Below are 12,711 nucleotides of genomic sequence, written 5' to 3' on the forward strand. Positions count from 1 at the left end.
TCTGGAGCTGCCCGCGGGAATCCGCGTCGGGGTCGACACCCCGACGGATGCCGCGACGTTCACGCTGACCGAACGTCCCGCCGAGGACCGGCGGGTGGTCACCGTGGATTCGGTCGAGCAGGCTCTGGACGAGCTCACGGAGCGGTGTCGGACATGGCCGCAGGCCGCGGCGGTCTGTGACGATGTGCTGCGTTCCCTCGATCCGGCCGCGCCGACCCGGGCCGGGCTGATCACCGAGTCGCTGGCGTATTCGACGTTGCAGTCGGGACCCGAGTTCGGCCGGTGGCTGGCCGAACGGGGCCCGGCGACCGCGCCGCTGTTACCCGAGCCGGTGCAGGCGCATCGCGAGGGGTACACCCTGCACGTCCGGTTCAACCGGCCGCAGCGGCACAACGCGTTCTCCACCGATGCCCGGGGCGCGTTGCTGGAGGCACTTGAGGTGGCCCGGCTGGATCCGTCGGTCGACGAGGTGGTGCTCGGCGGGAACGGCCGATCATTCTGCAGCGGTGGCGATCTCGCCGAATTCGGCTCGTTCGCCGACCCGGCGACCGCCCATCTGGCGCGTACCAGGCACAGCCCGGCCCTGGTACTCGACGAGATCACCGAAAGGTTGGGGCGACGCTGCCGCGCCGAGGTGCACGGCCAGGTGCTGGGCAGCGGTCTGGAGATGGCCTGTTGCTGCGGGTGGGTCAGCTGCCATCCAGACGCCACGATCGGCCTGCCGGAGTTGGCGCTGGGTTTGATTCCCGGGGCGGGCGGCACGGTGAGCATCACACGTCGCATCGGCCGGTGGCGTACCGCCTATCTCGTGCTCTCCGGGCGCACCATCGACGCGGCCACCGCGCTGGGTTGGGGCCTGATAGACGAGATCGGTGAGAGCGTCAGTCGCTGAAGTCGATGCGCACCGATACGGGCGTGGTCTCCAGGGCCTTGACGACGCGCGCGCCGATCGCCCCGAACTTGCGGCCCCGCGCGACGACGTCGTCATCGGGCCGGAACTGTGCGATGCCGGCGCGCCACCGGTTCCCTTGCCGCAGACGGATGTTCGGGTTCGCGGCGATATTGCTGCCCCAGCCCGATCGGGTTCCGTGCTGGCAGATCACCCAGGCGCCGGTGGCGTCGAATTGGGCGGAGACGGGCACCCTCCGCAACTGGCCGGTCTTGCGACCGGTGGTCTCCAACTCGGAAGCCAGGGCGGTGCGCACGCCCAGCTTCCCCAACACGGTGATGGTGGGGTTCAGCAGATAGCGTCCGAGCGCCCGCTCCCTGCGGAACTTGCTCAGTGTCTTGTCGGGCTGCGTGCCGGTCATGAGCTCCTCCTTGCCCGGAAGGCGTCGAGTCCGTTGCTCTTCAGTAGGCGCAGCGCGGTGATCAGCGGGCCGATCGTCGGGTCGGGGTCGTTGCCCGCGCCGAGCCGGTGCAGCTGGGTGGCATGCCACTGGAGTTCCAGCGCGCTGAGAAAAGTCTTGGCGCGAGCGGTGTTCGCGAGCCGGGCGGGCAGTGGCGGCGAGATGTCCGGAACTCGGAGGCGCTCCTGTCGTGCCACCAGGAGGCTGTCGGCGGCGGCCGGATTGACGGTGGTGGGTCTGCCCAGTCCGACCACGTCGGTGGCTCCCGACCGGACGGCCTCACTCATCGCCCCCTCCGTGCGGAAACCTCCGGTCACGGCCAGCGGTACGTCTCCGGCGACCTCCCGGGCGGCCATCGCGTACTCGATGAAGTACGCCTCACGCGCCTTGGTGGAGGCCGATTGCACCACGGGTCGGCCTTCCATCGCGGGGGATTCGTAGGTGCCACCGCTGATTTCGATCAGGTCGATATCTTCGGCACTCAGCGCGGCGATGACGGCGCGGGACTCTTCCTCGGTGAAACCGCCGCGCTGGAAGTCGGCGGAATTGAGTTTGATGGCAACGGCGAAGCCGGGACTGACGGCCGCCCGCGTCCGCCGCACCACCTCGAGCACGAAGCGCATCCGGCGCTCCGCATCGCCGCCCCAGCGGTCGGTCCGCTGGTTGGTCCGTGGCGACAGGAACTGGGCGACGAGATACCCGTGCGCACCGTGTATCTGGACTCCGTCGAAGCCGGCCGCGTCGGCGATCGCCGCTGTCCGCGCGTACCTGTCGACGGTGGCCTCGATCTCGTCGTCGGTGAGGGCGCGCGGCGCCTGCCATCCGGGCACGCTCATGCGGATCGGTGACGGTGCCACGGGCTGAGACCGGGTGGCCAGCGGATTGGCTTGGCGTCCAGGATGGTTCACCTGCATCCAGATGAGCCCTCCGCCGTCCTTGGTGGCCTTGGCCCACCGGGACAGCCCGTCGAGGTGCCGGTCGTCTTCGATGACGACGTTGCCCGGTTCGCCCAGATGATCGTGGTCGACCATCACGTTCCCGGTGATCACGAGCCCGTACCCGCCCGTTCCCCAGCGGCGGTAGAGCTCGATCAGCCGATGGTCCGGACCGTGGCCGGCGTCGCCCAGGCCTTCGCTGAGCGCTGACTTCATCAGCCGGTTGCGCAGGACCTGGCCACTGGCAAGCGGCAGTGGGTCGTGAATGTCTGGCACGGCGGTCTCCTCGAAATGGTGTCGGGGGATGCTTGTCGCGACGCTAGTACACCGATCGGTATAGTGCAACGGGTAGGTAGACTGATTGGTCTAGTATGTGGTGGGGGGTGCTGAAGACTACGGAGGCGACGGGCGCGATGTCAGCACGAGACACCTTGATCACGAGCGTGACCGGGTTGTTGCGGCGCAGAGGTGTCGCCGGCACCGGCGTCAACGCACTGCTCGAGGACAGTGGGGTCTCCCGGCGGACCATCTACCTGAACTTCCCGGGCGGTAAGGAGGAACTCGTCGCCGAGGCGACGCGGGTCGCCGGGCAGACGCTGACGACGTTGATCCGCGCGACCGACGACGGGCGCGACCCCGCCGAAGCGGTGCAGGAATTCATCGACCAGTGGAAACTGCAACTGGCGGAGACGGAGTTGCAGGCCGGTTGCCCGATCGTCGCGGCCGTTTTCGGTCGCTGTGAGGCACCCAAAGCCGCTGAGGTCGCCGCCGAAACGATCCAGGACTGGCACGCGATCCTGGCCGAGCGGCTGGTTCGCTCCGGTACGGACGCGGAAACAGCCCGTTCCCTGGCGACCATGTCGATAGCGGCTGTCGAAGGTGCGATCATCATGGCGATCGCAGCTCAGAAGACCGATGCCCTCGACGATGTCGGCCGGCATCTCGTCGAACTCACCAGGCTGCACCTGCCAGGCGCCTGATCTACTGCTTTAGCTCGCAACGGCTTCTGGTGGCTGGTCTACAGTGCCAGTTGTGACTGGTGGCCCGTACTTCGATGATCTGCAGGTCGGTCAGGTATTCGACACCGCACCGTCGATGACCTTGACCGCAGGTGCGGCCGCGACGCACCAGGCGATCCTCGGTGACCGGCTGCGGCTGGCGCTCGACGCCGAGCTGGCCACCGCGGTGACCGGCGAGCCGGGTCCGCTGGCGCACCCCGCGCTGGTGTGCGACGTCGCGATCGGGCAGAGCACATTGGTCACCCAGCGGGTCAAGGCCAACCTGTTCTACCGGGGCCTGGCGTTCCACCGCTGCCCGGTGATCGGTGACACCTTGTACACCCGCACCGAAGTGGTTGGTCTCAAACAGAATTCGACGAAGCCCGGCCGGGCGGCCACCGGCCTGGCAGCGCTGCGGATGACGACTGTCGACCAGTTGGATCGCAAGGTTCTCGACTTCTACCGCTGCGCGATGCTGCCGCTGTCCGGTGACGACGTCGACACCGGGCATGCCGACGATCTGTCGGCGATCGGCGCCGGCGCCGCCGCGCCGAACCCCACCGCCGGCTGGGATGCGGACGCTTTCCGGACCCGGGTGCCCGGACCGCATTTCGACCCGGCGCTGGCCGGCGCGGTGCTGCACAGCACCGCCGATGTGGTCAGCAGCGCCCCGGAACTGGCCCGGCTGACCCTGAACATCGCTGCCACCCATCATGATTGGCGCGCCGGTGGCAAGCGCCTGGTGTACGGCGGGCACACCATCGGGCTGGCCCTGGCCCAGGCCTGCAGGTTGCTCCCGAACCTGGTCACCGTGCTGGGCTGGGAGTCCTGTGATCACACCGGTCCGGTGCACGAGGGCGACACACTGTTCAGTGAGCTGCATGTGGAATCGGCCGACGCCGGAGTGCTCAAACTGCGCTCGCTGGTGTACGCGGCCGGCGGACCCGACGGCGGCGACGACCGCCAGGTGCTGGACTGGCGGTTCAGCGCGTTGCAGTTCTGATGACACCGTTGGCGATTCCGCTGGCCCTGCTGCGGCAGGCCCAGACGGTCGCCGACGACTTCACGGCAGTCACAGGCGTGCGGGTCGACGCTGCCGAACTGCTGACCGGCCGCGCCGCACTGTTGGACATCGCACCCCGGGCGCAGGTCTCGGCGGGCAAAGCGACGCGACTGCTGGCCACCGGCGACGGATGGTGTGCGCTGACGTTGTCGCGGCCCGATGATGTGGCCGCTGTTCCCGCACTGTTGCAGGAGGATTCGGTGGAGCCCGACCCATGGCCCGCCGTCCAGGCCTGGGCGGCGGTGACCTCCGCCGCGGAGGTGGCCGGCCGGGCTCGCCTGCTGGGATTGCCGGTCGCCGTGCTGGGTGAAACCGCACCCGCGCCGCCGGTGGTGAGCCCTCTCGGACCTGCCCGGACCGGTTCGATGGCAGGCATGCTCGTGGCCGACCTGTCCTCGATGTGGGCCGGGCCCCTGTGCGGACAGCTGTTGGCCCGGGCCGGGGCCACCGTGGTCAAGGTGGAGAGCCGGAGTCGTCCGGACGGGACGCGGGCCGGAGCGCCGGAGTTCTTCGACTGGATGAACAGCGGAAAGCTCTCATACGCGGTCGATTTCGATGATCCCCGGGACCTGGCCGCTCTGATCGAGGTGGCCGACGTGGTCATCGAGGCCTCACGACCCGCGGCGCTGAGCCGGCGCGGGCTGGGTCCCGACACCGTCGCGGACCGGCCCGGCCGGATCTGGCTGCGCATCACCGGGCACGGCACCGCGGGGGAGAAGGCCGGCTGGGTGGCGTTCGGCGACGACGCCGCGGTGTCAGGCGGCCTCGTCGGATACCGCGAGGGAGCACCGGTATTCAGCGGTGACGCCATCGCCGACCCGCTCACCGGACTTGATGCCGCGGCTGCCGTGGTGGCATCACGGGTACGCGGCGGCGGAGAGCTGATCGAGTTCTCGATGGCCGCCGTGGCTGCCGGATACCACTCCCGCGACGGCGAAGATACCGAGGTGACCCCGGCACGGCCCGCCGCCGGGCCGCCCGGCCCGGAACTCGGATCCGACAACGACGCGGTGCGCCGATTGGTGGCGGAACGGACCGATGCCGCATGCTGATTCGTCGTGCGACCCTGCTGGACGGCGCGGTGGCCGACATCCGCGTCGGCGACACCATCGAAGCGGTCGCGGAATCACTGCCTGCCGAGCCCGGTGAACAGGTGCTCGACGCCGCGTTCGGCACCGTGATTCCCGGACTGCACGATCATCATCTGCACGTGTACTCGGCTGCGGCCGAGGGGGATTCGGTCCGCGTCGGGCCCGCCGAGGTGGCCGATGAGAACGCGCTGGCCAGGGTATTGAGCTCTGCGGTGGCGGGCAGTGACGGCTGGGTCCGTGCCGTCGGTTACCACGAGGCGGTGGCCGGCCCGCTGGACCGGGACGTCCTGGACCGGTTGACCCCTGATGTCCCGGTGCGCGTGCAGCATCGCAGTGGCGTGTTGTGGACCGTGAACTCTTCGGGCCTGGCAGCGCTGGGTCTGGACGATCATCCCGACGGGCGTCTGCGCAGCGCGGACCGCACCTGGTCGGAGGCGCTGGAACGCAGACCTGCGGCGGTCGCGGAGTTCAGCGCCCGGCTGGCGGGCTACGGCGTAACCGGGGTCACCGATGCGACGCCCGACCTGCAGCCCGGTGATCGCCCGACGGCCATGTGCCAACGTGCGCACTACCTGGCCCCGGGCAAGCGCATCCTGCACGATGACGGGCTCGACCTGGATGCGTTGACGGCCTGGATCTCCCACCGGCACCAGGCCGGTGAACCGGTGGCGGTGCATTGCGTCACCGCGGCCCAACTCGTCGTCACGATCGCCGCCCTGCGTGCGGCGGGTAGCCATCCGGCCGACCGGATCGAGCACGCCGCGATGGTGCCGCAGGACTGTATCGCCGACCTCGTCGCCCTCGGGGTCACGGTGGTGACCCAGCCCAACTTCGTAGCCGAGCGGGGCGATCAGTACCGCACGGATGTGCCTGCCGCCGAACAGGATCAGCTCTGGCGGCTGGCAACTCTGCTGTCTGCGGGCGTGCCGGTCGCGTTGTCCACCGATGCGCCGTTCGGTGCCCCCGATCCGTGGGCCGCGATGCGCGCGGCCGTGCACCGTCGCACCCCGCACGGTGCGGTGCTCAACCCGGTCGAACGGATATCGGGGCGGCGCGCGCTCACGTTGTTCTTGGGCAGCGCGGAGAACCCGGCCCGGCCCCGGCGTATCGCGACCGGCGAGCCCGGCGACCTGTGCCTGCTGACGGGCTCCCCGCAGCGGGTGGTCGACGCGCTCGACGCCGATCTGGTGGCTGCCACCATCGTCGGCGGAGTGGTGGTGTTCGAGCGGTGAGCGTGTGGCGGGTAGCGGGCATGCCCGCGTTGTTGGGGTGTGCCGCATTGGGATTCGCAGGGTTCTCCCTGCTGCTGCCGGTTGCCCCCATGTGGGCGGTACATATCGGTGGCGACAGCCTGGGGGCCGGGGCGGTCAACAGCGTGCTGATGCTGTTCACCGTCATCGCGCAACTGTTGGTCGGCCGGCTGTTGCGCAGGGCCGGCTGGGGCGTCACGCAGGCACTCGGGCTCGTGCTGCTGGGGATACCGGCCGTGCTGCACTCGCTGACCGGTTCCCTGTGGCAGGTACTGATTCTGGCGGCGTTGCGGGGATTGGGCTTCGGCATCCTGACGGTCTGCAGCGTCAGGGGCATCGCCGCGTTGATCCCGCAGGAGCGCCGCGGCCGGGCGATCGGCGCGTACGGACTGTCCATTGCGGCACCGCAGTTCGTGTTGACCCCGCTGGCACCGTGGCTGGCCGAGAACGTCGGGTTTCAGCCGGTGTTCGTGCTGGCCGCGATTCCTCTGCTGGCGGTGCCGCTGGCGTTCGCCCGCCCGGCGCCGACCCTGGTGGACGAACCGCATTCGGACCGACTCGACAGCATCGGGCCGCTGGTCGGCCCGATCGCCGCACTCGTGGTGATCACAGCTGCCGGCGGAGCGATCCTCACGTTCGCACCGCTGTTGGGCGGTGCGACAACTGCGCTCGGGGCGTTGTTGGCCATGACCGGCATGGCCGCGTTGGCCAGGTGGTTGGTCGGCGGGGTCGCCGATCGTCATGGCCCGGCCGGATTCATCGCCCCGATGCTCGGTGTCGGCGCGGTCGGTCTGGCGGTGATCGCCGTGGGTATCGGTGTCGGCGGCGGGTTGGTGATTCTCGGTTGCGCGCTGCTCGGCACCGCCTACGGCGGACTGCAGAATCTCACCCTGGTGCAGGCCTTCGCCGCGACGGGCGAGCATGCCCGCGGCGCGGTCAGCGTCGCCTGGAACGTGGGCTTCGACGCTGGCACAGGGCTGGGTTCACTGGCCGTCGGTGCGCTGGCCACGTCGTTCTCGTTCCCGACGGCGTTCGCCGTGATGACGGCCGTGTGTGCGGGAGTCGGGCTGATATGGCTCAGCCGGCCTGGCGCTGCAAGGTGACCGAGGCGGTGTTGGCATCGGCGTGGGTGGCGATACCGCTGCCCTTCGCCGTGACGGCCAGAGCCGTGCGGTCTCCGCGGAACAGGTCGCGGGAGAACTCGCACGGAGAACCGTTCTGGTCGTAGGTGACCCGGGTGATCAACAGCAGTGCCGCCTTGGGCTTGATACCCAGGAGGGTGGCTTCGCTGCTGGTCGCGCTGACCGCCTCGATCCGCTCATCGGCCCGGCCGGTGACCAAACCGTATTGGGATTCCAGGATTTCGTAGAGTGATCCGCCCAGCTGCTGATCGAGCAGGCCCGGGAAGGCGTCGGCGGGGAACTGCGCGTGTTCGAGCGAGATGGGTGAGCCGTCGGCCAGACGGACTCGCTGGATCTCGATCACGTAGTCGCCGGGTCCCAGCCGGAGGGCGGTCTTGGTGGCGTCGTCGGGGGTGGTGATGCGCGTCGAGAGCACTCGGGTGCCCGCGACGTACCCCTGATTGGCCAGGAAAGCGGGCACGCCGACCACATCGGAGAGGTGTCGCTCTACCTGGCCGTGGCTGATGAAGATGCCGCCGGCCCGGCCGATCACCCGGTGCACCAGCCCGGCTTCCTCCAATGCGGCCAGCACCTGGCGCAGGCTGGACCGGCTGGTGCCGTACTGCTCGGCCAGGTCACGCTCACTGCCCAGTTTCGCGCCGGGGGTGCCCGCGTTGATATCGCCGACGATGCGCCTGCGCAACTCCTCGCTGTGAACTGCCACCCCGGCCCCCTGCCCGTGTATTGGTACAGCCAATTCTATCCAGGTTGAACTAGAGTTCAGCGATTGCCATGTGAGATTCGGGCAGAATCTGTCCGCCGTCCACGACCAGCGACTGTCCGGTGATGTACGCGGCTTCGTCGGTGGCGAAGAACAGCGCCGCGTTGCCGATGTCGGCGACCGATCCGAGTCGGCCGGCAGGCACGGCCGAGGCCATTTGGTCCATATAGTCCTGGCCCATTTCGACGAGGCCCTCGGTGACGATGTTGCCGGGCAGCACGGCGTTGATGGTGATCTTCTTCGGGGCCAGCTCCATCGCGGCGGTGCGCAGGAAGCCCAGCTGGGCGGCCTTGGACGCCCCGTAGTGCGACCAGCCGGGGTAGCCGGTGATCGGGCCCGTGATCGACGACGTGATGACGACGCGTCCGTGGCCGCTCGCGGTCAGGGCAGCGAGGGCGGCCTGCACGATGTAGACGGTGCCCTTGAAGTTCACCGAAAGCACCTGGTCGATGTCGTCCGGGGTGAGGTCTTCCAGACGTCCGGACGGGAAGATGCCGGCATTGGCGCAGACGATGTCCAGCGCGCCGTGCCGCTCGACGGCGGCACCGACCACCTGGCGGGCATCTTCGGGACTGGTCACGTCCGCGCGCAGGGCACTGACCCGACCCGGGGCGTCGGCGAGCGCCGCGACCGCCTCGTCGAGGTCGGACTGGTTGCGGCCGGTGATGAGGACGTCCACGCCGGCGTTGGCGAACGTCTGGGCGATGCCGCGCCCGATGCCCTTGCTGCCGCCGGTGACGATGGCCGAACGGCCCTGAAGCGATGCGAACATGTTTGGGGTCCTTTGAGAGTCAGGTCAGGGTGAGGCCGTTGGAGCGCAGGTAGCGCTCGGCGAGTTCGCAGCTGCCCGCGGCGTAGCTGATGGCCTTGGTCGCCGATTCCCTGGAGTGGCTGTGGCTGCCCATCCAGGCCAGCAGCAGCAGCCTGCGCAGCAGCACGAACGACGCCAGCATGTCCTCGTCCGAGGCAGGCAGATCGCGTCGCGTGCGGTAGCCGCTCACCCAGGCGTCCTGCCATTCCGGCAGTGCCGGGTCGTCTTCTATGAACGACACCGCGGTGCCGAAATCATAGAAATACCACCCGAATCCGCAGTCATCGAAGTCGATGACGGTGATCTTGGGAGTTCCCGCGGGGTCAGGGTCCACCAGCAGATTGGCCAACCGCAGGTCAGCGTGGATCAGGCCGTAGACGTCGGGCCCGGTGCCGTAGGCGTGCAGCCGATCGTGCAGCAGCGCCTGGGCGCGCTCCAGCACCTGCTGCTCGGCCGTGCCGACGCCTTCGGCATCGTGCCAGCGGCCCCAACGGGGAGCCGCCCCCAGACTGTGTTCCCAGTCCCAGGAGAACCGGCCGAACCCGGCCGGGCGCTCCCACCGCTGCGAATGGTCGTGCAGCGCAGCGGTGATCCGGCCCAGCGTGTGGAAATCGCCGAGGGTCAACGTGCCCTCGTCGGGCTCGGCCCCGGCGACCATGCCGAAGTGCACGGCGTGGCGGTCGGTTCCATCGGCGTTGACGGTGACCAGCCGCCGGCCGTCGCGGGCCGGCAACACGGTGGGCACCGTGACGTCGCTGTCGGCCCGCAACGCCTGCAGCCAGTCGAGTTCCGACTCGATCTCGTGCGGCTGGTGATAGTCCTGCCGGTGCACCCGCAGGATCGACTGGGCGCCGGCATCTTCGACGAGATAGGTGGCATTCTCGGACAGGTTCAGCAATCGCAGCGTCGCGTCCGTCCCGATGTCGTACTGGCGTAACGCCAGTTGGGCGACATCGATCTCGTCGGTGATGACCATCAGTGATCCCGTCCTTCAATACCATCAAGCACCGCCGTGATCCGGTCCCTCGCCACGGTCACGTCAGCGGTGCTACCGCCGATGTAGAGCCTCCCAGCGGCGCCGATCATCTGCACGTCGACCACAGTAAGCCCAGGTGCGGCCCGCTCCGCCTCATTGGCCGCCACCGCTGCGAACAACGCCGGGGTCATCTCGTACACCAGCAGGGACTGCCCGGGCAGGATCATCGATGCCTGCCTGTTGCGGTTCAGGATCACCGCATGCTGATCGGTGATGTTCTCGATGATGTCGTGGTAGAGCACCTGCGGCCGCAGCTGGTCGGAAGCCTTGTTGCCGGTGCCGGCCAGGATCGCCTCGCCGGCCCGCTGCACATCCTCCAGACTGGCCGAGTGGATCTCGAGAACACCGAATTGACGCTCCACGTAGAGGATTCCGGGCTGGATGCCAGGGACCTCACGCAGTGCCAGGTCGATCACCCGCTCGATCGCCAAGGCGGGGGACACCTCGACGATCAGCGCGTGCTCACCCTCGTACGGTGGGTAACCCCGGGCCCGGGTCGGCGTTCCGAGGTAGGCGGCGAACTGGCGCTGCAGGTCCTCCACCAACAGGTAGACGCGGATCTGGGTGCGAATCCGCGTACTCTCCTCTGCTTTGGTCGGCATGGCTACTTGCTGGCGACCGCGAAGTGCGCGCCGAGTTCGTTGTGCGGACGCGGGATGACGTGCACGCTCACCAGTTCGCCCACCTGCGAGGCGGTCTCGGCACCGGCCTCGGTGGCAGCCTTGACGGCACCCACCTCACCGGTGACGATCACGGCGACCAGGCCGTCGCCGACCTGCTGGCGATCGGTGATGGTGACGTTGGCGGCCTTGACCATGGCGTCGGCAGCGGCCAGCGCAGCCACGTAGCCCTTGGTCTCGATCAGTCCGATTGCGTTGCTGGACATAGGTGTTTCTCCTTATTTGTTGGGTTTGGTATCAGGTTTGCTGTCGATGGATCCGATGATGAGTGCGTCGACCGGAGGCGGGGTGCCGGTGAACCAGCCCGAGGCCACGGAGCCCTGCGCGACGAGAACCCGCTCGCCCACACCGCTGCCGAGGACGTCGAAAGCGATCAGCTTCGACCCGGTGCCGTCGATCTCGACCTCGAGGAACGCGCCGGGCGGGATGCCGTCGATCCGACGGGTCGACCACACGTTGCCGGTGACAACCGCTGAGATCATTTGCGCTCCTTCTCGATCGTGATCCCCAGAGTGCGGGCTTTTTCTCGGGCCAGCGGGGTGAGTACCGCCTTGCGGCCGAGCACGAGCGTGCCGCCGGCCATGTCGGCGATCTGCCGTTCGGTGACCGCCCCGGTTTCGATGCGGTGAATGGCTCCGCCGCCGGATGGCCGGGTCGATCCCGCCAGCCGGAAGCTGAGCCGACCTGCCTTGAGGTCCGCGCGGGTCTTCGGGCTTTCGAAGAGCCGCAACAGCTTCCGGACGAAGCTGTTGAGGTCCCGGTCATTGCTCAACTGCACCGTCTCGGTGCGGTTCTTGCCGTCGACGGCGCGGGGCCCGGTGGGTTCCACGCCGAACTGGTCCGCGACCGTCGGCGGGGCGGGTGGAGCCGGAGCCGGTGGTGGGGGGACAGCCACCGGCCCCGGAGTCTTCGCGGCAGCGCCGACATCGCGGACGGCATCCCGCACCACCTCACGCACGAGGGCGCGCAGTTCGTCCCGGTTGATACTCACGCGGTGGCCCTTGCCAGCGCGTCCTGGGCTGCCTCGGCTGCCGTACGAACATCGGCTTCGGTCCCGGACAGGTACACGCGGCCCGTGGCGCCGATCATCCGGAAGTCGACCACCTTGATGTCCGCGGCCTTCTCGGCCTCGTTGGTGGCCAGGATGGCGTAGGACGCGGGGGCCACCTCGAGCACGAACAGTGATTCCCCGGGGAGCACCATCGATCCGATCTTGTTGCGGTTGATCAGGAAGGCATGCTGGTGGTCGACGCTGGAGATGATCCGTGAGGCCAGCACGTTCGGCTGCACCGCGCTTCCGGTGTTGCCGCCGAGCTCGTCCAGTGCGGCGTCCGCGGCAGCTTTGACCGCACCGGTCTCGCCGTGGAACTCCAGATAGCCGAATTGCCGCTCTACCACCAGGATTCCGGCCTTGACCTCGGCGTGCTTGAGGGCGACGTCGGTGACGCCCTCGATGTCCAGTCCCGGTGCCACCTCGATGATCTGGGCGGCCTGATCGGCACGGGGAAGAGCCCCCTTGATCCAGGTGCCCAGATACGACATGGTCTGCGGTTGCAGCCGGTCGATGAAGATGAAGGAACGAAGTTCAGCCACAGC

Annotated in this window: 16 protein-coding genes; 6 read left to right on the forward strand and 10 right to left on the reverse strand. The window is 68.6% G+C overall.

From position 1 onward, the window contains the following. Window position 1 precedes the first annotated feature (1 nt). Window positions 2–892 (forward strand): enoyl-CoA hydratase/isomerase family protein, encoded by an 891-nt coding sequence (locus TX88_RS03180; protein WP_084621961.1) that lies wholly within the window; start codon window positions 2–4, stop codon window positions 890–892. Here the strand turns inward: TX88_RS03180 and TX88_RS03185 are convergent. Beyond that, window positions 882–1,310 (reverse strand): nitroreductase/quinone reductase family protein, encoded by a 429-nt coding sequence (locus tag TX88_RS03185; RefSeq protein WP_044514611.1) that lies wholly within the window; start codon window positions 1,308–1,310, stop codon window positions 882–884. The genes TX88_RS03180 and TX88_RS03185 overlap by 11 nt on opposite strands. Beyond that, window positions 1,307–2,560: an NADH:flavin oxidoreductase/NADH oxidase family protein gene (locus tag TX88_RS03190; protein ID WP_044514612.1), complete on the reverse strand. Its 1,254-nt coding sequence runs from the start codon at window positions 2,558–2,560 to the stop codon at window positions 1,307–1,309. The genes TX88_RS03185 and TX88_RS03190 overlap by 4 nt, the downstream gene beginning before the upstream one ends. A 137-nt stretch (window positions 2,561–2,697) precedes the next feature. Between TX88_RS03190 and TX88_RS03195 the strand changes: the two genes are divergently transcribed. The 5 genes from TX88_RS03195 (at window position 2,698) to TX88_RS03215 (ending at window position 7,789) form a co-directional block, all read left to right on the forward strand. Next, window positions 2,698–3,264, forward strand: coding sequence for a TetR/AcrR family transcriptional regulator (locus tag TX88_RS03195; protein WP_044519041.1), 567 nt, complete (start codon window positions 2,698–2,700; stop codon window positions 3,262–3,264). A gap of 115 nt (window positions 3,265–3,379) precedes the next feature. Beyond that, window positions 3,380–4,285, forward strand: a complete 906-nt coding sequence (locus TX88_RS03200; protein ID WP_244438467.1) for a hotdog family protein — start codon at window positions 3,380–3,382, stop codon at window positions 4,283–4,285. After that, complete coding sequence (locus TX88_RS03205) at window positions 4,285–5,397, forward strand: CoA transferase (RefSeq protein ID WP_044514615.1); 1,113 nt, start codon at window positions 4,285–4,287, stop codon at window positions 5,395–5,397. The genes TX88_RS03200 and TX88_RS03205 overlap by 1 nt, the downstream gene beginning before the upstream one ends. Then, on the forward strand, window positions 5,391–6,668 hold the full coding sequence (locus TX88_RS03210; protein WP_044514617.1) for an amidohydrolase family protein: 1,278 nt from the start codon (window positions 5,391–5,393) through the stop codon (window positions 6,666–6,668). The genes TX88_RS03205 and TX88_RS03210 overlap by 7 nt, the downstream gene beginning before the upstream one ends. Continuing rightward, complete coding sequence (locus TX88_RS03215) at window positions 6,665–7,789, forward strand: MFS transporter (RefSeq protein WP_322786849.1); 1,125 nt, start codon at window positions 6,665–6,667, stop codon at window positions 7,787–7,789. The genes TX88_RS03210 and TX88_RS03215 overlap by 4 nt, the downstream gene beginning before the upstream one ends. Here the strand turns inward: TX88_RS03215 and TX88_RS03220 are convergent. The 8 genes from TX88_RS03220 to TX88_RS03255 are packed head-to-tail and all read right to left on the reverse strand — an operon-like array spanning window position 7,764 to window position 12,708. Further along, entirely contained in the window at window positions 7,764–8,531 is a 768-nt protein-coding gene (locus TX88_RS03220) for a GntR family transcriptional regulator (RefSeq protein ID WP_044514619.1), read from the reverse strand. The two genes, TX88_RS03215 and TX88_RS03220, sit on opposite strands and share 26 nt — an antisense overlap. A gap of 49 nt (window positions 8,532–8,580) precedes the next feature. After that, window positions 8,581–9,360, reverse strand: a complete 780-nt coding sequence (fabG, locus tag TX88_RS03225) for a 3-oxoacyl-ACP reductase FabG (RefSeq protein ID WP_044514621.1) — start codon at window positions 9,358–9,360, stop codon at window positions 8,581–8,583. Between the two features lie 19 nt (window positions 9,361–9,379). Next, window positions 9,380–10,375, reverse strand: a complete 996-nt coding sequence (locus tag TX88_RS03230) for a phosphotransferase enzyme family protein (RefSeq protein WP_044514622.1) — start codon at window positions 10,373–10,375, stop codon at window positions 9,380–9,382. Beyond that, the gene (locus tag TX88_RS03235; RefSeq protein ID WP_044514624.1) at window positions 10,375–11,037 is read right to left on the reverse strand and encodes a microcompartment protein; all 663 of its coding nucleotides are present in this window, start codon (window positions 11,035–11,037) and stop codon (window positions 10,375–10,377) included. The genes TX88_RS03230 and TX88_RS03235 overlap by 1 nt, the downstream gene beginning before the upstream one ends. Window positions 11,038–11,039: 2 nt before the next feature. Then, on the reverse strand, window positions 11,040–11,321 hold the full coding sequence (locus tag TX88_RS03240; protein ID WP_044514625.1) for a BMC domain-containing protein: 282 nt from the start codon (window positions 11,319–11,321) through the stop codon (window positions 11,040–11,042). A 12-nt stretch (window positions 11,322–11,333) separates the two neighbouring features. Continuing rightward, a complete protein-coding gene (locus TX88_RS03245) occupies window positions 11,334–11,597 on the reverse strand; it encodes a EutN/CcmL family microcompartment protein (protein WP_044514627.1) in 264 nt (87 codons plus the stop codon). Next, window positions 11,594–12,106 (reverse strand): hypothetical protein, encoded by a 513-nt coding sequence (locus TX88_RS03250; protein ID WP_044514628.1) that lies wholly within the window; start codon window positions 12,104–12,106, stop codon window positions 11,594–11,596. Before TX88_RS03250 ends, TX88_RS03245 begins: the two co-directional genes overlap by 4 nt. Then, window positions 12,103–12,708 (reverse strand): BMC domain-containing protein, encoded by a 606-nt coding sequence (locus tag TX88_RS03255; protein ID WP_044514630.1) that lies wholly within the window; start codon window positions 12,706–12,708, stop codon window positions 12,103–12,105. The genes TX88_RS03250 and TX88_RS03255 overlap by 4 nt, the downstream gene beginning before the upstream one ends. Between the last annotated feature and the right edge of the window lie 3 nt (window positions 12,709–12,711).

Source organism: Mycolicibacterium septicum DSM 44393 (assembly GCF_000455325.1).
Classification (GTDB): Bacteria; Actinomycetota; Actinomycetes; order Mycobacteriales; family Mycobacteriaceae; genus Mycobacterium; species Mycobacterium septicum.

Bases quoted from the DNA above. Each gene is read 5' to 3' on its own strand.
- TX88_RS03240 (WP_044514625.1), bottom strand. From the start codon at position 11,321: ATGTCCAGCAACGCAATCGGACTGATCGAGACCAAGGGCTACGTGGCT.
- TX88_RS03205 (WP_044514615.1), top strand. From the start codon at position 4,285: ATGACACCGTTGGCGATTCCGCTGGCCCTGCTGCGGCAGGCCCAGACG.
- TX88_RS03195 (WP_044519041.1), top strand. From the start codon at position 2,698: ATGTCAGCACGAGACACCTTGATCACGAGCGTGACCGGGTTGTTGCGG.
- TX88_RS03210 (WP_044514617.1), top strand. From the start codon at position 5,391: ATGCTGATTCGTCGTGCGACCCTGCTGGACGGCGCGGTGGCCGACATC.
- TX88_RS03200 (WP_244438467.1), top strand. From the start codon at position 3,380: ATGACCTTGACCGCAGGTGCGGCCGCGACGCACCAGGCGATCCTCGGT.
- TX88_RS03235 (WP_044514624.1), bottom strand. From the start codon at position 11,037: ATGCCGACCAAAGCAGAGGAGAGTACGCGGATTCGCACCCAGATCCGC.
- fabG (WP_044514621.1), bottom strand. From the start codon at position 9,360: ATGTTCGCATCGCTTCAGGGCCGTTCGGCCATCGTCACCGGCGGCAGC.
- TX88_RS03230 (WP_044514622.1), bottom strand. From the start codon at position 10,375: ATGGTCATCACCGACGAGATCGATGTCGCCCAACTGGCGTTACGCCAG.
- TX88_RS03185 (WP_044514611.1), bottom strand. From the start codon at position 1,310: ATGACCGGCACGCAGCCCGACAAGACACTGAGCAAGTTCCGCAGGGAG.
- TX88_RS03245 (WP_044514627.1), bottom strand. From the start codon at position 11,597: ATGATCTCAGCGGTTGTCACCGGCAACGTGTGGTCGACCCGTCGGATC.